General features: G+C 53.4%; 16 protein-coding genes. 8 read left to right on the top strand and 8 right to left on the bottom strand.

Annotation, left to right across the window (positions count from 1 at the left end; translation table 11 throughout):
• Positions 1–120 precede the first annotated feature (120 nt).
• The 5 genes from WKI47_RS16465 to uxaC all read left to right on the top strand — a co-directional run bounded on the left by WKI47_RS16465 (position 121) and on the right by uxaC (position 6,548).
• On the top strand, positions 121–981 hold the full coding sequence (locus tag WKI47_RS16465) for an AraC family transcriptional regulator (protein ID WP_340228253.1): 861 nt from the start codon (positions 121–123) through the stop codon (positions 979–981).
• A gap of 60 nt (positions 982–1,041) precedes the next feature.
• On the top strand, positions 1,042–2,055 hold the full coding sequence (locus WKI47_RS16460; protein WP_340228252.1) for a LacI family DNA-binding transcriptional regulator: 1,014 nt from the start codon (positions 1,042–1,044) through the stop codon (positions 2,053–2,055).
• A gap of 102 nt (positions 2,056–2,157) precedes the next feature.
• Positions 2,158–3,567, top strand: coding sequence for a tagaturonate reductase (locus tag WKI47_RS16455; RefSeq protein WP_340228251.1), 1,410 nt, complete (start codon positions 2,158–2,160; stop codon positions 3,565–3,567).
• A 12-nt stretch (positions 3,568–3,579) separates the two neighbouring features.
• Positions 3,580–5,067 (top strand): altronate dehydratase family protein, encoded by a 1,488-nt coding sequence (locus WKI47_RS16450; protein ID WP_340228250.1) that lies wholly within the window; start codon positions 3,580–3,582, stop codon positions 5,065–5,067.
• Positions 5,064–6,548, top strand: a complete 1,485-nt coding sequence (uxaC, locus tag WKI47_RS16445; RefSeq protein ID WP_340228249.1) for a glucuronate isomerase — start codon at positions 5,064–5,066, stop codon at positions 6,546–6,548. The genes WKI47_RS16450 and uxaC overlap by 4 nt, the downstream gene beginning before the upstream one ends.
• A gap of 439 nt (positions 6,549–6,987) precedes the next feature.
• Here uxaC and WKI47_RS16440 read toward each other — a convergent pair whose 3' ends face one another.
• Complete coding sequence (locus WKI47_RS16440; RefSeq protein ID WP_340228248.1) at positions 6,988–7,869, bottom strand: AraC family transcriptional regulator; 882 nt, start codon at positions 7,867–7,869, stop codon at positions 6,988–6,990.
• 224 nt (positions 7,870–8,093) lie between these two features.
• Here WKI47_RS16440 and WKI47_RS16435 point away from each other — a divergent pair, with 224 nt between their 5' ends.
• Complete coding sequence (locus tag WKI47_RS16435; protein ID WP_340228247.1) at positions 8,094–10,103, top strand: alpha-amylase family protein; 2,010 nt, start codon at positions 8,094–8,096, stop codon at positions 10,101–10,103.
• 74 nt (positions 10,104–10,177) lie between these two features.
• On the opposite strand, the gene WKI47_RS16430 is transcribed toward WKI47_RS16435, so the two are convergent.
• The 4 genes from WKI47_RS16430 to WKI47_RS16415 form a co-directional block, all read right to left on the bottom strand.
• Positions 10,178–11,575: an allantoinase gene (locus tag WKI47_RS16430; RefSeq protein WP_340228246.1), complete on the bottom strand. Its 1,398-nt coding sequence runs from the start codon at positions 11,573–11,575 to the stop codon at positions 10,178–10,180.
• 18 nt (positions 11,576–11,593) lie between these two features.
• Positions 11,594–13,000 carry an NCS1 family transporter gene (locus WKI47_RS16425; RefSeq protein WP_340228245.1) on the bottom strand — a complete coding sequence of 469 codons (1,407 nt, stop codon included), beginning with the start codon at positions 12,998–13,000 and terminating at the stop codon, positions 11,594–11,596.
• A gap of 224 nt (positions 13,001–13,224) precedes the next feature.
• Positions 13,225–14,604 (bottom strand): uracil/xanthine transporter, encoded by a 1,380-nt coding sequence (locus WKI47_RS16420; RefSeq protein ID WP_340228244.1) that lies wholly within the window; start codon positions 14,602–14,604, stop codon positions 13,225–13,227.
• 131 nt (positions 14,605–14,735) lie between these two features.
• On the bottom strand, positions 14,736–15,983 hold the full coding sequence (locus WKI47_RS16415; protein WP_340228243.1) for an alanine--glyoxylate aminotransferase family protein: 1,248 nt from the start codon (positions 15,981–15,983) through the stop codon (positions 14,736–14,738).
• Positions 15,984–16,266: 283 nt separating this feature from the next.
• Between WKI47_RS16415 and WKI47_RS16410 the strand changes: the two genes are divergently transcribed.
• The gene (locus tag WKI47_RS16410) at positions 16,267–17,898 is read left to right on the top strand and encodes a PucR family transcriptional regulator (RefSeq protein WP_340228242.1); all 1,632 of its coding nucleotides are present in this window, start codon (positions 16,267–16,269) and stop codon (positions 17,896–17,898) included.
• Between the two features lie 78 nt (positions 17,899–17,976).
• On the opposite strand, the gene WKI47_RS16405 is transcribed toward WKI47_RS16410, so the two are convergent.
• From WKI47_RS16405 to WKI47_RS16395, 3 genes are all read right to left on the bottom strand, one after another.
• Positions 17,977–18,441, bottom strand: a complete 465-nt coding sequence (locus WKI47_RS16405; RefSeq protein ID WP_340228241.1) for an SMI1/KNR4 family protein — start codon at positions 18,439–18,441, stop codon at positions 17,977–17,979.
• 100 nt (positions 18,442–18,541) lie between these two features.
• Entirely contained in the window at positions 18,542–18,943 is a 402-nt protein-coding gene (locus tag WKI47_RS16400) for a hypothetical protein (protein WP_340228240.1), read from the bottom strand.
• Positions 18,940–19,440: a hypothetical protein gene (locus WKI47_RS16395; protein ID WP_340228239.1), complete on the bottom strand. Its 501-nt coding sequence runs from the start codon at positions 19,438–19,440 to the stop codon at positions 18,940–18,942. Before WKI47_RS16395 ends, WKI47_RS16400 begins: the two co-directional genes overlap by 4 nt.
• Positions 19,441–19,632: 192 nt before the next feature.
• On the opposite strand from WKI47_RS16395, the gene WKI47_RS16390 reads away from it, so the two are divergent.
• Complete coding sequence (locus WKI47_RS16390) at positions 19,633–20,037, top strand: CBS domain-containing protein (RefSeq protein ID WP_037288880.1); 405 nt, start codon at positions 19,633–19,635, stop codon at positions 20,035–20,037.
• Positions 20,038–20,044: the final 7 nt, after the last annotated feature.

Raw genomic sequence — 20,044 nt, 5'->3', positions numbered from 1 at the left:
ACGCTTACTTGACGCAGACCCCGCTTTTTTTGCTAAAATAGAACGATAAAATGAAAGCGTATTACCGCAAAAGAACAGAGTCGGTGCGGACAGTAGCCAACTCGTGAAAGGAGCGTTGTGATGAACCTGCAAGCGATTCCTGATCTTCTGCATTACGGCGATAACGAGGATGAAATCCGGGCCGAATTCGATCGTCGCTGCGGACACTTTTCCATGATCCAGAATCATTACCATGCGAGCTATGAGCTGTATTATTTGTTCAGCGGCGAGCGCAATTATTTCGTCAAAGACAGCTCCTACCGAATCCGGGCCGGCGACCTGATTCTGATCGATTCCAACGCCGTACATAAAAGTACCGACTCCGGCATTCCTGACCACGAACGGATTGTGCTCTATTTCTCGACGAGCTATTTCGATCGCTTTTCGGCGGAAGAACGCGAGCTGCTGCGAACTCCTTTTATCCGCGGTTGTCCGTTGGTGTCATTGAACCTGCAAGAACGGCTGCACGCCGAAGAACTGTTGATTTCCCTGTTAAATGAGCTGCATGTGCGTCCTACCGGCTATCGTCTGCATGTTCGGCATATGGCCGGCGAACTGCTGCTTCTGGCGGCACGCGCTTCGCGTAAGCCAAGAGTATCGCCAATGCCCGAGATTACCCCCGTTCAGCGGAAAGTATCGGAAGTGGTGCGGCATATCAACGGACACTTCGCCGAACCGCTTGAGCTGGATGAGCTATCGCGCCGATTCTACATCAGCCGAAGCCATTTGAGCCGGACATTCAAAGAAGTGACGGGTTTCGGTTTTGCCGAATATGTGAATATCACCCGCATTCGTGAAGCTCAACGGATACTGCGCGAGACCAAAAACAGCGTGACGATCGTATCCGAGCAGGTCGGCTTTGAAAACTTTTCGCATTTCGGAAAAATGTTCAAGCGATTGTCCGGCGTCTCGCCGCGGGAATACCGCAATTTGGATCGTTGACAAAGACTTCCATGCTCGTTATGATGAAAACGTTAACATCCATAGTCGGGAGCGAAACGCATGATTACGATCAAAGACATTGCACGAGCGGCAGGCGTCTCGCACACGACCGTCTCCCGGGCGTTGAACGGCAGTCCGTTGATCAAGCCGGTCACGCGGGAGCGAATCGCGAAGATCGCCTCGGATATGAACTACGTGCCCAACTACAGTGCCAAAAACCTGGTTACGCGCAAGTCGAACACGATCGGATTATTCTTTTCCAGTATTGAGCAAGGGACTTCTTCAAGCTTTCTCGCCGATGCGCTCAAAGGAATCCGCCGAGAGCTGGACGAGCAGTATATGCTGACCGTCAGCGGCATCGACGATCCGGGCAGTCTGGACAGTATCAATCCCCGCCGCTACGACGGAATTCTGGTGATGAGCCAGAGCGAGTTAGACAATCGGTTTATCTATCATGTTCAGTCGGCCGGAATACCTCTAGTCGTCTTGAACCGCCAATTGGATGATCCGTCGATTCCCAACGTAGCGTCGGATGACCGGGTCGGCGGACATGCCGCTGCGGATCATGCGTGGCAATGCGGACACCGCTTGATCGCCATCATCGAAGGCAAGCCGGGGTTCAAGTCTTCTTCCGAACGGCGGCTGGGCTATATGGATAGTCTGATCGCCCACGGCCTATCGCCAAATCCGGACTATTTCGTGCCTGGAGACTACAGTATCGAGAGCGGATACGCGGCCATGAACACCCTGCTCGATCTCAAAAACCGTCCGACTGCCGTCTTCTGCGGCAACGACGATATGGCGATCGGAGCGATGAATGCCTGCTTCGACCGCGGGGTCCAGATTCCCGGCGAAGTTTCCTTGATCGGCTTCGACGATATGATCTTCGCCCAGTACACGAATCCGCCGCTGACGACGATCCATAAGTCCGTATCGGAGATTGCCGCCGAAGGAACCAAACTCCTGCTTCGGCGCATGGAACAGCCTGACGCCGAACCCGTTCAGCGCCTGCTCGGCAGCAAGCTGGTACAACGCCGTTCTGTAGCAAATTTGATAAACAAAGACGGTGACTGATTGCACCTGGCTGCCGGATACCCGTTGAGTGTTCGGCACTGCCGTCTTGTTCAAAGCAAAATGTTCACGTGTGCAAAAATTCATTTCAAAGGAGCCAAAAGCATGACAAGTTTACCCAGACTGTCGCGCAATATCGTGCCAAAAGTAGCCGCTTTCCCGGAAAAGGTCATCCAGTTCGGCGGCGGCAACTTTATGCGGGCATTCATCGATTGGCAGCTTCAGAAAATGAACCATCAAGGCTTATTCGGAGGCAATGCCGTTCTCGTTCAACCGATCTCGGAAGAAGTGAATACCAAATTCGCCGAGCAGGACTATTTGTTCACGGTGCTGTTGAATGGGATCGAAAACGGCCAAACTGTCGATTCCGCCGAAGTTGTAGGAAGCGTGAACCGTCTGGTCAACCCTTATATGGAGTACGAGACTTATCTGGCGTTGGCGGATAACGATCAGCTCTCGATCATCGTCTCCAACACGACGGAAGCGGGGATCGTATATCGTCCGGAAGATCACTTGAACGACAAACCTCCTGCCGGATTCCCGGCCAAGCTGACTGCCTTACTGTATCGCCGATATTCGCTGGGTAAATCCGGCTTCACCATCATCCCCTGCGAGCTGATCGACCGGAATGGCGAGAAATTGCTGGAAATCGTGAAAAAGCATGCCGAGGATTGGATGCTGGACGAAGGGTTCCATCTATGGCTGGATACGCAAAATACATTCTGTTGCAGTCTGGTCGATCGCATCGTCCCCGGATTCCCGCGCGGCAAAGAACAGGAACTGGCGCAGCGGCTCGGTTACGAGGATCAGTTGGCGGTAACCGCCGAACCTTATCTGCTGTGGGTGATTGAAGGACCGGAAATCATCAAAGAACAGTTCCCGCTTGCCAAAGCCGGCCTTAACGTAGTGGTGACCTCCGATATGACGCCGTACCGCGAGCGAAAGGTACATTTGCTCAACGGTCCGCATACGGCGATGGTTCCTCTCGGATTGCTGAGCGGTCTGGAAACGGTCGAAGACGTCATGAACGATGAAGCCTTCTCCACGTTCCTTCAATCCATGATCGAACAGGAACTGATTCCGATGCTCGACCTTCCGGTGGAGGAGCTTCAAAGTTACGCGCAGGCCGTGTTGGAGCGTTTCCGCAATCCGTCGATCCGGCATGAGCTGCGCTCGATCTCGCTCAACAGCATTTCCAAATTCAAAGCGCGCCTGCTGCCGATCCTGCTCCGCTACGTTCGGGAACGGGGCGAGCTTCCTCCGCGGATCACGCTTGCTTTTGCCGCTTTGCTGTACAGCTATCGCGGCGATCGGATCGTGCGGCAGGACGAAGCTTCGGTGTTGGGCGTTTTCGACCGGGCGTGGGCCGACCCGGATCAGTTCATCCCCCGTATTTTGAGTCAAACTGCATTATGGGGCGTTGATCTGAACGAGATTCCCGGCTTATCCGCTCGCCTCGAAGGCCATATGCACGAACTTGACTCTTCGGACTTACAGCTCCATCAATTTGTATAGGAGGACTGCCATATGCGGACTTTGATGAAAATGAATCCCCGCGACAACGTTGCTGTTGCTTTGCGTCCTTTGTCCGGCGGCGAGCATCTGGATGCGGAAGGAACGGAAGTGTCCAGTCTAAGCGACGTCCCGCAAGGCCATAAGATCGCGACCGCGTCGATCCCGGCAGGCGGAGTCGTCATGAAATACGGAGCGCCGATCGGCTATGCCGCCGAAGATATTCCGGTCGGCGGATGGATTCATACGCACAATATCAAAACGACGCTCGCGGGCGAAGAAGAATATCAGTATGAACCGGAGCTGCATCCTGTTTCCTATCCAAACCGCGGACTCACCTTCGACGGCTATCGCCGCAGTAACGGCAAGGTCGGCATTCGCAACGATCTGTTCCTCGTTCCGACCGTCGGCTGCGTGAACGGCGTCGCCGAGCTGATGGTTGCCGAATTCAAAGCGATCCATCCCGACCTCGGACCTTTCGACAACGTGACGGTGCTTAAGCATCCATATGGTTGCTCCCAGCTCGGCGACGACCACCGGATGACGCGCAGTATTCTGATGGACGCCGTCAATCATCCCAACGCGGGCGGCGTGCTGGTATTCGGACTGGGCTGCGAAAACAACATCGTCGCCGAATTCAAGCAGATGCTGGGCAACTTCGACGAATCCCGGGTCAAGTTCCTTGTCGCGCAGGAGGTCGGAGACGAGGTCGAAGCCGGGCTGGAACTGCTTGAAGAATTGCATCAAGCGGCTGTAGGCGATAAACGTGAGCCCGTGCCGTTAAGCGAGCTGAACGTAGGTTTGAAATGCGGCGGCTCGGACGGATTTTCCGGCATCACCGCCAATCCGCTGCTCGGCGCTTTTTCCGACTTCCTGATCGGTCAAGGCGGCAGCACCATTTTAACCGAAGTTCCCGAAATGTTCGGCGCCGAAAAAATGCTGATGGCCCGCGCGGAAAACGAAGAAGTGTTCGAAGATATCGTGTGGCTGATCAACGACTTCAAACAGTATTTTCTTTCTCACGGGGAAACGGTATATGAAAATCCGTCGCCGGGCAACAAAGCGGGAGGCATCAGCACGCTGGAGGACAAGTCGCTGGGATGCACGCAAAAAGCAGGAACTTCGGCTGTCGTCGATGTTCTGAAATACGGCGAGAAGCTGCGCAAAAAAGGACTGAGCCTGCTGCAAGCACCGGGTAATGATCTGGTCGCTTCCTCCGCGCTCGCCGCTTCCGATTGCCAGCTGGTGCTGTTCACGACCGGACGCGGAACGCCGTTCGGCAGCTTCGTGCCTACGGTCAAAGTCGCTACCAACAACGAACTGTTCGCCAAAAAAGGCCACTGGATGGATTTCAATGCGGGACCGCTGCTGGAACAGCCGATGGAAGAAATTTTGGAATCGTTTATCGCTTATTTGATCGAAGTCGCCAGCGGCCGCAAAACGCGGAACGAAGAAAATCAGGTGCGCGAACTGGCTATTTTTAAAACGGGGGTTACGCTATGAATACGAAAACGACGCACGCAGGTCAAACGGGGCAATCCGGTTCACCGGAAAACGCGGCTGTCACATCGGCTGGGAAAAGCGGCTTTTTGAACGACGACTTCCTGCTCTCTACCGAAACGGCGCGCAAGCTGTTCCATGAACATGCGCAGCATATGCCGATCATCGATTACCACTGCCACCTCGATCCAAAAGAAATCTATGAAGACAAACCGTTCGCCAACCTGACGGCAGCCTGGCTGTACGGCGACCATTACAAATGGCGGCTAATGCGGGCAAACGGAATCGACGAAGAACGGATTACCGGCTCCGCTTCCGACTACGATCGCTTCGTGGCCTGGGCGGAAACCGTGCCGAGAACGGTAGGCAATCCGCTGTACAGCTGGACCCATCTGGAACTCCGGCGCTTTTTCGGAATCGAGTCGCCATTGAATGAACGCACGGCTCCCGAGATCTGGGAACAAGCCAACGAAAAACTCAAGCAGCCTCAATTCACGCGCCGCGCGTTGATTGCCAATTCCAAAGTGCAAATCGTGTGCACGACCGACGATCCGGCGGACGATCTGGAGTACCATCGGCTGCTGGCGGAAGAAGAGCAACGCTTTACGGTGCTCCCCACTTTCCGTCCGGACAAAGCGCTCAATATCGATGCACCCGGATTCCGGGACTGGATCGCCCGTTTGGAACAGGCGTCCGGACGAACGGCTTCCTCTTTCGCCGAATTGACGGACATTTTGGAAGAACGCGTACGCTTTTTCCATGAACGCGGCGGACGGTTGTCCGACCATGCGCTGGACACGCTCAAATACGAAGCAGCGGATACGGAAGAACTCGAACGCATCTACGCCAAACGCTTGCACGGCGAAGAATTGAGCGAAGTCGAAGTGACGCGCTATCGTACCGAACTGCTTACCCGCCTGATCGGCATGTATACGCGGCAAGGCTGGACCATGCAGCTGCATCTGCACGCTTACCGCAACAACAATACGCCGATGTTCCGCAAGCTCGGCCCCGACACCGGCTACGACGCGCTGAACGATTTGCCGCTAACCCAATCGCTGTCCCGCCTGCTGGACCGCGCCGAAAGCGAATCCGGTCTGCCGAAGACCATCCTCTACTCGCTCAATCCCGGCGATTATCCGGCATTGCTGGCATTGATGGGCTGTTATCAAGGCGGAGGCATTGCCGGAAAAATGCAGTTGGGTTCCGGCTGGTGGTACAACGATACCCGCGACGGCATGCGCCGCCAGTTGACGCTGCTGGCCGATAACGGCCTGTTGTCCCGCTTCGTCGGCATGCTGACCGATTCGCGCAGTTTCCTGTCGTACACGCGGCACGAATATTTCCGGCGCGTCTTATGCGAGTGGATCGGCGAACTGGCCGATCGCGGCGAAGCGCCGGACGATCTGGATCTTCTGTCACGCATGACGGAGGATATCGCGTACGGCAACGCCGCTTCTTATTTCGGATTTAATCGGAAATAGATCAGAAAGAAATGGATAAGGTCCTGTTCGGGAACAGAGCTGATCTATTTTTACTTTTGGGTGTATTTGGGATAGATGGATGATTAGAGCATGTAAGCTGCGCTTCTACACTTGGCGTGGCTTTTTTGTGTTTGCGGAAAAGATATTTTTAAGGACGGGGATTCGAAACAACTGATTTTACTCAAGATTTTCATTACATTGCCGATTCGTCAATGTAGAGTTGAATAAAAGGGCAGGGATAGACTTAGATTGCTGAAAAAGCAATGTACAACGACTAATCAAGCAATTTAAGAACGAACCAAGTATCTACATTGCCTAAAGATCAATCTAGCTTTGTTTGCAGACGAAATGTTCTTTCCACGTTGCTTTTAAAGCATTGTAGCCTCTCCATGACATGGGTTATTAGCTTCCCAAACAGTATTTCATGAATAATCAAAATTCATACCCGAAAAACAGAATGCCTCCGCCGATACTCGCCCGGAGTCAACCCAGTCTCCCTTTTAAACAAACGAGAAAAATAATTGGCATCGCGAAACCCGCATTGCTCGCCAATTGCCGTAAGCGGTTCATCCCAATGCGTAAGTAGTCGTTTGGCACGTTCGATCTGCAAATGATGACGGTAAGCAAGCGGGCTCATCCCCGTATATTGCTTCAAACATCGGGACAGATAATCGAAATGATAATGCAGCTCCTGTTCCATTTGCCCGGAATCGAACGGAAGCGTCAACGTACGTTCCAGATAAATCGCACATTCTTCACCCAGCCGATCCGCACGCGAGCGCACTTGAGACACGGTAAGTCCTTTTTGCAATTCAAGCAGCAGTTGGCCGAATAAGATATGCAGTTCGTAAGAGCGCGCCAGCGTCGGGGTTTCGTGCAGCCGCAGCATCTGATCCAACAAAGGCCGCAGCGACGCAAGATCGACTCTGCCGAATTTGGGGATGCGGACGACACCTGGACCCGGAGCCGTCTCCTGACTGGATCGCGGCGGCAAAGGTTGGCCCGGCGCCAAATCTTCACGCGATTGCTGCCTACGTTCATTTGCAGCCGTATGCCGAAAATGAATCCAATACACTTCCGTATCGACCTCTGTCGGACGGTAGCCGCCGTGTCGCAACCCTTCCTCCAGCACCAACATCTCTTCTTGCCCGATCTCGTACCGCTCTCCGTTCTCTTCCATGTACAACACGCCCGATCCGCAGATAATCAGATCATACGCTCCAAAAACACGCTCGGCATGGATCATCCCCTGCCGCCAGATGCCATGTCCGATCGCGGCAATTTGCGGAAAAGGCGGTGTGTTAAACTCCAACGTACGCATAGGCTCACTCTCCTTTCCACACACTGATCACGCTGGCTAATCAGCACTTCAGTTTGTCCACCTTATCCGATCCTACTCTCCCATCCTGCTATCGTACCTACGTTCCGTTTAGGATGTAGAGATTGTACGATACATAGTCGATATTGTCAGCTTTTTTAAGCCCGAATATCCGATAAAGTGGTAGATATCGTACGATACTTTACACCATCGAGGAGGAACATGGAATGCGATTCCGTCAGGTTCATCTGGATTTTCATACGTCCGAAGCGATCGGGGACATCGGGCAACGCTTTTCCAAAAAACAATTCCAGGACATGCTGAAGCTCGGTCATGTGGATTCGATTACGGTGTTCTCCAAATGCCATCACGGTTGGGCCTATCACCCTTCCGAAGCGAACGAGATTCATCCGCAGTTGTCATTTGACTTGCTAGGCGCACAGATCGAAGCGGCGCATGAGATCGGAGTGAAAACGCCGGTATACCTGTCAGCGGGATTGGATGAAAAACTGGCTCGCCGCCACCCCGAATGGCTGATCCGCGATAAACAGGAGCGAACCAACTGGGCGGCGGATTTTATGCAACCGGGTTATCATCAGTTTTGCATGAACACGCCTTATTTGGAGATATTGGCGGATCAGGTGCGCGAAGTAGCCGAAAAGTACGACGTGGACGGGATTTTTCTGGATATCGTCGGCGTGCGCGAGTGTTACTGCCAATTCTGCGTCGCCGAGATTCGCAAGCGCGGATCGGACCCTCGGAATACAGCAGATATGCAGCAGCTTTGGGAAGAAACGTATCTGAAGTACGGAGCCGCGATGGACGCAGCCGTTCATGCGTCGAAGCCCGATCTGCCGCTGTTTCATAACAACGGACATATCCGGCGCGGACGGCGCGATCTGGCTGATCTGAACACGCATTTGGAGCTGGAATCGCTGCCGACGGGCGGCTGGGGCTATGATCACTTCCCGCTATCGGCCCGTTATGCGCAGGGACTCGGTATGAACGTGCTTGGCATGACCGGAAAATTCCATCAGTCGTGGGGCGAATTCGGCGGATTTAAGCATCCTAACGCTTTGCGTTACGAAGCAGCGCTGAGCCTGGCGAACGGCGCGGGTTGTTCGATCGGCGACCAACTGCATCCGCTCGGCGAAATGGACCCTGCCACGTACGCGCTGATCGGAGAAGCTTACGCGGAAGTCGAAGCCAAAGAAGAATGGTGCCGCGAAGTCGTATCGGTAGCGGATATCGCGTTGCTGTCGGCGGAAGCCGCAGCAACGGCGTTCGGTGCCCAAGCGCCCGACCCCGCAATCGTTGCGGCAGCCGATACCGGAGCGGTGCGCATTTTGCTTGAAGGGCACTATTTATTCGATATTGTGGATCTCGACAGTGATTGGCTTATGTATAAAATCATGATCCTGCCGGACTGTATCGGAATTACGCCGGAGCTGCTACGCAAACTGGACGCGTTCACGGCAAAAGGCGGAAAAGTTTTCGCTACCGGACAATCGGGACTGCTTCCGGACGAATCGCGTTTTGCTTTGCGTTTGGGAGCCGAGTGGGTAGGAAAATCACCTTTCAATCCGACCTACGCCCGTCCTCAGTTCGAGCTTTCTTCGCTTCGCCCGGCATCGTTTTTGATTGGGGCAAATGCGTACGAGATCGAATTGGCCGAGAACGCACAAGCGCTGGGCAGTCGGCAACATCCGTATTTTAACCGCGATCTGTTCACGTTCAGTTCTCACCGACACGCGCCTTCCGATCTGCAAGATGCGGGAACGGGAATCACCGAAGGCGCGGACGGCATTTATGCGGCATGGAATCTGTTCGCGGATTACGCCGAATACGGCAGTCTTCCAGTCAAACAAATGGTGCGGCATCTGCTGGATCGACTGTTGGAATCGGCGGCTGGAGAGCGGACGCTGAGCGTCGATCTGCCTGCGCAAGGCATCGTCACGCTGCAACGGCAATCCGCCGCCGACCGCAACGTGCTGCATCTGCTGTATGCCTCTCCCGTACGTCGCGGTAAAGATACGGAAGTCATCGAGGATCTTCCGCTCGTCAAGTCGACGGATATCCGATTGGCCGAGCAGCGTACGGTACGCAAAGTATATCTGGCGCCGCAACGCCTTCCCCTCCCGTTTTCGCAGGAAAACGGACAGATTCGCTGCACCGTACCGGAATGGTCTTGTCACCAGATGGTGGTGTTCGAATTTTCCAGCATTTGCGACGTTTAAAACTACAAAAAAGACCGCTTCCCCGCCAAATGACGGAGAAGCGGTCTTTTTTCAAAACCACTTTTACTGCATGCTTACTCTTGCGCCGACAACTGCTGCTCGCCAACTTCGAAGCCCGCAGGCTTCTGCCAGCTTCCTTCGGCCGGCGCCTTCTCGACTTTGCCGCCGCTCACGACGATATGGCCGCGTACGACCGTTCCGATAACGGTCGACGGGAACGTATGGCCGATATACAGGCTTTCTTTATGCTTGGCATAATAGTTTTCCGGCGTTACGGTAAAGCTTGCGTTCAGATCGACGATCGCCAGATCGGCGTCCATGCCGACGGCGATGGTGCCTTTGCGATCGGCCAGATTGAAGCGTTCCGCCGGGTTGGATGCGGTCCAAGCGGCGATTTTTTCCAACGGAATACCGTTCGCGAGCGCGACTTCCAGCGCAGCCAGCAGCGTGAACTGCCCGCCGCTGATTCCGCCCCAGGCCTGGAACAGATTGAAGTCTTTCGGGTCTTTCATATCGTACGGGCAAGGCGAATGGTCGGAAGTCAACATATCGAACTTGCCTGCCGCCAGCAATTCGATCAGGCGCTGCTGTTCTTCTTTTTCGCGCAGCGGAGGCGCACATTTGGCGATTGCTCCTTTTTCGCGCAGATCGTCATGGTTGAACAGCAGGTAATGGGCGCAGGTTTCGACCGTCACGTCCATGCCCCGGGCTTTGGCCGCTTCGATCTTCGCGACCGCCGCCGCCGAGCTGATATGCACGAAATGCAGGGCGCAGCCGGTGATTTCGGAGTAGTACAGCGCACGCTCGACAGCTTCGACCTCGGCGATAATCGGGCGCGTAGCCAGATAATCGTCGGCGCCGAATTGTCCTGCGGCTTCTTTTTCCGCTTTGAGCCAGTTGGTGATCGCCGCGCTTTCCGAATGCAGCGCCAGGATTTTGCCGAGCGCCGCGATCTTTTTCATCCCGGTCAGCAGCGTCATATCATCCACCGCTTCGAATTCTTTGTTGCCCGTGGTGGAAATGAACGCTTTGAAACCGATCACGCCGCCTTCGGCCAACGGCTCAAGATCGTCTTCGTTGCCCGGAACCAGTCCGCCCCATAGACCGAAATCGACAACCGACTTCTCGTTGCCCAGGCGGGCTTTGTCCAGCAGCGCTTCTTCAGTTACCGTTGACGGAATCCCGTTCAGCGGCATATCGAAAAAGGTGGTACAGCCTCCGGCGGCCATCATGGCCGAACCGGTCGTGAATCCTTCCCAATGCTCGCGTCCCGGCTCGCTGAAGTGAACATGCACGTCGATCATGCCCGGCAGCACATGTTGGCCGTCCGCGTTCCATTCCTGCGCTGCTTCGCCTTCAAGCTCGGCCGCAATCGCGGCGATTTTGCCGTTGACGACGCCGATATCCGCTTGCGCTACGCCGGTCGGCAGCACCACGCTGCCGCCGCGTACGATCAAATCGAACTTTTCCATATGATATCTCCTTTTGAATCAGTTTGAATGGGTATCGTAAATGGTTCCTTTTTTAAACGAAGAGCCTTTGAACGCGTATTTGCTGAGCAGCACGTAGGCGATGCCCGCCGTGACGAAACCGATGATCCAGCCGATATCCACCAGCAGGAACGCCGCACCCGCTCCGATCAGCATGGCGAGAATCGCACTCGGATTATAGCCTTTGAAATCGCCGTCTTCCCGGTACAACTCGGCCGAATCCACTTTTTGCTTGCGCAGAATGTAGTATTCGACCAGCAAGATCGCGACGATCGGACCGAGGAAAGCGGAGTAGATTAAGATAAACGTGTTCAAGCCTTTGGCCGAAGAGTCTTGCACCAGCACCCAAGGGAACGAGCAAAGAGCCAGCAGACCGGTAATCACAACGGAAGCTTTGTATTTCAACTTGGTCACGAGCGAGATCACGTAAGCCGGAGGCACGATATTGGCGACCATGTTGACGGCTACCGCGCCGATGACGATAAACGCCGATACCGCGACCGTAATATACGGATTGTCCACGATGACCGCAAAAGCTTTGACCGGATTCGAAATGCCTGTCGCGGCCGCCATCATGGCGCCGATCGTCAAAACGAAGCCGTAAGCCACAATGATCGGGACGAAGTACAGCGCGCTGCGTTTTTTGTCGCTGATTCCGGACTTCAGTTCACGGGAGTAATCGGCGGCGCTAAGGAAGATTGCCGCGTAGTTGCCGAGGAAGACCATGATGAACGCGAAGAACGGAAGTCCCCATGTTCCTTGCGCGTTGACCCATACGTTCGTGATATCTTCGCTATGCTGGGTGAGCAGCAGACCGAACACGTAGACCAGAGCGAGCATGATCACGACCGAGGCAAGCGTTTCCACCCATTTGATCGCATGGAACCCGTATAGCGACAACACGATCTGTACCGCCTGCAATACGATGAAGCAGATCGGAACGCTATCGAAAGCGCCGCCGCTCAGCACTTTGACGATTTCGTTCAATGCGGTACCGCCGACCCAACTCTGGAATCCGTACCAGACGATCGCGGGTATGCCGCGCAGGAATGAAGAGATGACCGAACCTTTAATGCCGAACGACATGCGCAACTGAACTACATAAGGAATGCCGGTCCGATAACCGAATCGGTCGTTGAGCGCGAAGATAACCGAGATGATGCCGATCGCCAAGATCGCGGCAACGAACGTTTGGAACGCGTTCAACGTCGCGACCCCCACCGCGATCAAGCTGGCTCCGAGCGTCATGTTGCCGAGATTGACGCCGTCCCCGATCCACATGAACATGTACGCGATCGGGCCTACCGTTCTTTCGCCGTCCCGTTTCGGTTTTAAAGAGTCGTCTACATTGGTTGCTTCCCGTACCTGTGTTTCCTCCACTGATTTCCCCGCCAAATTTGTAGACATGTTCGCTCCACTCCCTCTTTTTGGTTGCCTGCGCCGATGTATCGTTTACGAATAATCGGGTTCCGGTAAGATAACATCACTGCTTTGTGTAATGTATTCTCACCTTCTTGATTTATGGTTCTTATTTTATCAGCTTGACGCGGCAATTCATTAGCAAAAACGTAGATTATGAAGAAGAGCGACTGTTGATGTTGAACAAAAAAAGTTTACATGGTTCTTACAAATCAACCGAAGCCTTTGTTTTGTTCCTTGCCAAGCACTTCTTCGGGAGTCAGATTGGAGCCGCGCTCCGGCGCAGTTGCTTTTAAACGGTCCAATGCCAAAGCCAACAAAATACCGACTAGCAATCCGTTGCCCAGCAGCGGACGCAGCAGCGGGGGCAACGAAGAAAAATAAGTCGACGGGAAGCCCATGACGATAATGCCGATAAACAAAGGAGCGGACGTTCGATACAGGTTCGCCGTATTCATCCGAATCTGTCCGAAGTAATGCAGCGAAGAACCGATCAGGCGAAGGTACGTGACGAATAGCACCGCGCTGCCGATACTCAGCGGCAAATGGGTCAGCACGCCGCTGATCGGAGGAATCAGACCGATAAGCGCAAAAAGAAGGCCGCCCAGTACGAACGGAAGCCGTTCGCGTATCCGGGTTTGTTCCAGAAATCCGATCGACGAGACGTAAGGCGCGTAAGGTACCATCCCGAGCGGACCCGACAAGACCGCCAACGCGCCGCTGATCGTGAACGAACGCCGATACTGCTGGGCCGAGGCGGCTTGTCCGTAGATCAAATCCGTGCCTTTCAAAGCGCCGAACGTATTCGACGTATTGATCAGGCCCGCAATCACCGCAATCACGACGACGCCCAGATCGAGTCCGTTTTCCGGTCCGCCGAGCGGAAACAGATTCATACCCGGATTCGCCGCTCCCGTACCGTTCGTTTCCGCTCCCACGGCCGCATCCCATCCGAAAAACAACACATGCAGCGCCCAGCCGCCCAAGATGCCGATCAACAGCGCATACTGCGCGATCGAACGTTTGGCTTTGACCGACAGCACGGCTACGAAAAAAGCGACCGCCGAAGCCAAAAAGAACACGGGAGGTTGAATCTGAGAACCTACGGCGGAAGGGCCGGAAGTAATGCCGAGCATGCCTTGCAAAAAGATCGTATTCAACCGGCAGCCGAGCAAAAACATAAACACGGCCATAACGCCCGGGCTGAATAGCTTCGAGAGCAGGCCGGACAATCCGAACAGTCCGATCAATATCGTGAGCACGCCCGAAATCATGATGCCTGCGGCCAAACTCCAACCGAGCTGCGGAAGCGAGATCCCGAGCGAAGGCGCGGATGCGCACAGACTCAAAATAACGCCCCACCACAGACCCGACTGTCCTTCCATCACGGCCCGTTTATGCCCCAGGCCGGCTTGGACCATACAAGCCAGACCGGTCAGCACAAACGAACACTGGATCAAAAATCGAATGTTTTCCTGCGGGAGATCAAAAGCCACGCCTACCGTGATCGGAATGACCATCGTATTCGTGAACAGAAAAAACAACCACTGAAGCCCTGCCAATCCTGACTTTAACGTTAACCTGTTTCGCATGGCTTCACCTTCCGTTTAAAACTTCTCCGCAGTATCGCAGGAAAGCAGGAATATCCGAAAAATCCGAATCTCGTATTCTCACGCAAAAGGACTCCGTCAATGCTCGGAATCCTTTTTGTTGCGATATTTCTTTATAAAGCCAAAGCGCCCGCTTCTACCCGCTCGTACACGTCCAGCGCTTCTTGCACGCCGCGTCCTACCGTGATCGGCGCATGGTGGCGGATCAATACCGCTTCGAGAGCAGCCAATACGAACAACACGTTTTCTTTGCGACAGCTGTAGCCCATCGTGCCGATCCGCCAGATTTGTCCGTGCAGCGGCCCGAACGAACTTGCGATCTCGATCCCGAACTGGTTCAGCAGCATGCTGCGCACCGATTCGCCGTCCACGCCCGCTGGAATTTTCACGCAAGTCACGACCGGAAGTTTCCAGGCGACGTCGTTGAACAATTCGAGACCCATACCGCGAATTCCTGCCATCAAAGCTTTTTCATGCAATTTGTGACGTTCGAAGCGTTCTTCGAGTCCTTCTTCCAGCAAAATGCGCAACCCTTCGCGCAGCGCGTACAGCATCGACGTGGCTTCCGTATGGTGGTTCAGGCGACGCGGGCCCCAATAATCCTGAAGCTGGCTAAGATCGAAATAGTTGCTGCGGATCGGATGCGCCACGTAATGCAGATCGCTTTCCTGCGCGACGCCGCGCTCGACTTTTTTGCGGCTTTCCAAAATGCGTTCCACGCGTTCGTTGTACGTGACCGGCGCCATGCCCGAAGGAACGGAAATACATTTTTGCGTGCCGCCGATTACCGCATCGAGCTGCCATTCGTCCACTTTGACCGGAGTACCGCCGATCGAAGCCACCGCGTCCACTACGGTCAAAACGCCGAGTTCGCGGCAAGCCGGACCGATCTTGTCGAGCGGCTGCATACAGCCGGTGGACGTTTCTCCGTGCACGACAGCGAGAATTTTCGGTTGCACGCGCTCCACTTCGTCAATCACGGCTTGTTGGTCGAAGACTTCGCCCCATTTGCATTCCATCAGATGAACCTCGGCTCCGTTGCGCTCCGCAATCTCCGTAAGCAAATGGCCGAAACGGCCGAAGATCGGAATCAGCACTTTATCGCCCGGCTCGATCAGGCTGCACAGAACGGCTTCGATGCCCGAACGGGATGTGCCGTCTACCGGAAAAGCCCACTGGTTGGTCGTCTGGAACGTTTGCCGGAGCATGTCCATCGTCTCATTCATCATCCGTGTGAATTCGGGATCGAATTGTCCGAGAATCGGCGTCGCCATCGCGCGCAGCACTCTCGGATCGGCTTCTACAGGCCCCGGAGTCATAATCGTTCTCAAAGGTGCATGGATTTCGCGGTACTTCGTCATCTGTTAACGCCTCCTCGATTTGTCCGTCCGATACAGCGCATGTTCTCGACGACGTGCTTTTCGTTTCGACACATGTTTTGCAGGTCGGGTTGTTTCCTTCATGCATGTCATGCCTTTTATAGCCTTTATTCCAACTCTATACGATTTTTAACCGATGTTAGTTTAAATGACTTGGCAAATGCGATTGATTAATTGTAGAATAAAACCACATTGAAATCATTCACGGAATTGTAGAAGAATCAAAAGACTTGTTGTACATGTTAACCAAAGGGGCACGAAAACAATGAAACTCGACGACTTACTGAAACTGCCCGTATTCAACGAAACGATCATCACCGCGGGAGCAAAAGGATTGAATCGCGAAGTCTTTACCGTAAACATGATGGATGCTCCCGATATTATCCCTTATTTAAAACCAAACGAACTGCTGATTACAACCGCTTTTCATTTAAAAGACGATTTATCCGCGCTGCTTGAACTGATTCGGGTTATGAGCCTGCAAGGTTGCGCCGCGCTCGGTATCAAAAGCAAACGGTATCTAGGCAGTATGCCCGATTCCGCCGTGCAGCTGGCCAATGAGTTAAATCTTCCGCTCTTGGAGCTTCCTGCCAATACTTCGCTGGGGGATATCGTCAATAAATCACTCAGTCATATCCTCGACATGCGGACAACCGAGCTTCATAACGCCATGCAGACCCATCGCCAATTTACCCAACAAATTATGAGCGGCCAAGGCATTCCCAAACTTCTCGACCAACTGTCTTCTTTGCTGCACCTGCCCGTTCTGCTGCTCGGTCCTTATTTACAGCCGATTTCGGGACAGTTCTCACAAGCTTCCACAGCGGCCGGACTTGAAGCTTCCGTAGCCGGAGGCGGACATTTTCTGGAGACGCCTTCGATTTGTTCGACATTTTCCCTTTTGGACGAAAAGCGCGAGACATTGACTCTTTTCCCGGTCTATACCCATCGCCAGCTTCATTATCTGTGCATCGAAGGGTTTGTTCCGTTATCCGAAAGCTCTATCATTCTGACGGTCGAACAGGCAACCAACGTCATCGCGTTCGAGTTAATGAAGGAGAACGCGCTCAAGCAGAACCGGCGGCGTATCCAAAACGACTTTTTCGCCAACTTTATCGGAGGCGCATTTTCCGGCAGCGAAGAGATCGCCAGCCGCGGACGCGAATTCGGACTGTCCGGCGACCAACGTTACATATGCGCGGTCGCCAAGCTGGACGGTACGGAAAAAACGACTTCTTTCGTCCAATACAAAGCGGAACAGGATCGGATCGCCGAGCATCTCGAAGCCGAGCTGGCCAACTTCCGCTATCCTCTTCATCTGTTCACCCATGACCGCGCCTATGTGCTGCTCATGCCGCTGATCGACGATTGGAAAACGGTCGAGCCGTCTTTCGTGTCGCTGCTGGAGAGACTGCAAACCAAAATCTCCACGCATTACGGCTCCGATCTCTCGCTGGGCTTCAGCAGTTACGCTCAACCGCTTGCCCATGTTCCGATCTCTTATAAGGAAGCGAACGAAGCTCTCTATTTCGGCGGAATCGCAGGCAAGACCCGTTTTATCGAAATTTATCAGCCCAAAGAAGTGCCGGAAATCCTGCGCATGATCCCGTACGAGCATCTGCGCAAGTTTTACACGGATACGATGCAGGGCTTTACGGACGAGACGTTAAAAGACCACCATATGCTGCTTCAGACGCTGTCCGTGTATATGGAAACACACTGCCAGCTCGCCGAAACGGCCAAGCGGCTGTACATCCACCGCAACACGGTGATTTACCGCTTGGAAAAGTGCGAGGAGATCATCGGCCGCAGTCTGAAAGACCCGGAAGAAACGCTGCGGCTGCGGATGGCGTTTCGGATCAAAGCGTTGCTGCCGGAAGGCGCGACGTCGAAATGACCGATGCAAAAAGATCGCCGCTGATCCGCAAGGATGCAGCAGGCGATCTTTTTTCGTACATTTAACTTGGCCAAGCTACTAATGCCCTCTCTCTTGCAACAACCGATCCAAAAAAGAAACGAAGTCGGCCGCATATTCTTCGGCTTCCGCCCCAAAAGGTTCAAACAGCATAATCGGATATTCGACCGGAACGTCAGGTTCCCGAATCGGCTGCGAGACATCGAAAAAGAATTCCGCATCCGCGTCCGGCATGAATAGGTATAAACGGTCTTTGGGAATCCAATCCTGCTCGATATTCAAACGGTATTGATTAATAAGATCGTCAGGGGCTTCTTCTTGAAATTCCGGCGGCGCCAGCGTAAAGATCTCTGTCCCTCCCAGGCGGAGCATTCCGAATTCCTGAATCCACCATTTATAGGAATCCGGCAAGCGATAACCCAATTCTTTTTCCGCGGCTTCGATCCATTCCGGTTGAACTTTTTCCTTCACTCGGCGTTTGCTTCCGGCGAAGCCGTCGAGTCGTTGGCTTAATTCTTCGTACATGCAATCTGTCACCCTTTCCTTCTATTTAACTACTTCCTAGTTTCAACACTTCGCCCCGCCGATCCTTCTCTATCAGTTTATTTGCCGCTTTTGCTCAATTTCATGAATCCCAAGGCACTTCCGTTTTTCCGATTTCGATTGTTTTGCCGGACTCATTTTGGAAACGAACCAGACTGTCCGTGTTGATCGACTGTTCGTTATCCGCATGTTCGACGATCGCGTTCACCGTATAAAAGAATCCCTCGTCGATGACCTGAACGCGCACTTTTTCGTAGGCGTTGTCCGGTCTACCGTAATACGCGTACGTCCAACCCTCGTGTTCCAAAAGCATCAGACGGTCTTCCACGCCTTCCTGCTTGATCCGATCGGCAATGGCCGGCGGCGCCTCCGTTTCCTTAGCCTCTACATAGCGAACCGGCTCATGACGGATAAAAGAGAGGATAACCGCGATCGCAATCAGTCCCAGCAAAGAAAAAAGAGCCCAATGACGACGCAGACTCATACTTCAGCCTCCTCGTTATAGTCAGAATCGGCTTTAGGCCAATGAAAACCGTCTAATCCGTAAGTAGCACGAATGGTTTCCGCATAAGTTTCCTCTTCAAAGAAAAAAGGACCGATCTCGGGCAACGAAGTCACCCTTGGATTTGAATCCCCTTCACTTTCAATCCCAAAGTCGTACCAAACAACCATCCCCTCCTCCTGCTTGATCCGTAGAGACACGGCCCCGCAACCCAAATCGCCGCATGCCGGACAGATATAAAGAGCACGTCGGTCATCCGGAAAATCCGCAACTACGTTCAACAATAGTTTGTCGATCTGTTTATTTTGAAAAGCTTCGCTCCCGAATCCCAGGCAAGCGATATCATCCATGTTGGGATACAACCTTAGAATCGAATCATACAACCGCTGGCCATCGATCCAAAAATCCGCATGCTTAAAATTACAAGGGAAGCCTTCACGCCGTTGCTCCCTAATGCTCAATACCGATCGGTTCAACAAGTTGATCTCCGCCTTTCTTCCGCATAACCTTTTGTTCAGCCGCTTAAAAACCCTTCTAAATCAAAGACGGTCTGCCCGCTAAAATAGTTACGCTTTTGTCGTATAACTCGCTAAACGTTCAAAAAAGACCTCAACTATGTTTTAATAGGAATAAGGGTTCGGAAATTCGACGGTTAAGGAGTGTATATTTACATGGAAGTCTCGCGTTTTCTTCTGCCCAAAGATCAAGTCAAGCATATCCCCTCTTCCGCTACAATGCTGGAAGCAATGGATTTGCTGGAGAAGAATCATTATTCCGCAGTACCGATTATCGACGAGCAAGGCCGCTACGTAGGCACGTTGTCCGAAGGCGATCTGCTATGGAAGCTTAAAAACACGTTCAACTTCAATCTGGAGATGATGTCCGATATTTCGCTGAGCAGCATCAAGCGGTATCGGCATAATGAATCGGTCGTGATCGATGCGGATATGGAGGATATGCTGACTCTCGCCGCTGATCAGAACTTCGTGCCCGTAACGGATCATGACGGCGTATTCCTCGGGATTATCCGCCGCCGGGATATTATCAATTATTACAATGACGGGATCATGGACTAAGGCACGC

The sequence above is a fragment of the Saccharibacillus sacchari genome (genome assembly GCF_037722395.1).
GTDB lineage: Bacteria > Bacillota > Bacilli > Paenibacillales > Paenibacillaceae > Saccharibacillus > Saccharibacillus sacchari_A.
Note: the sequence above shows the minus strand (reverse complement) of the source record. Positions and strands in the feature narration are given on the sequence as shown.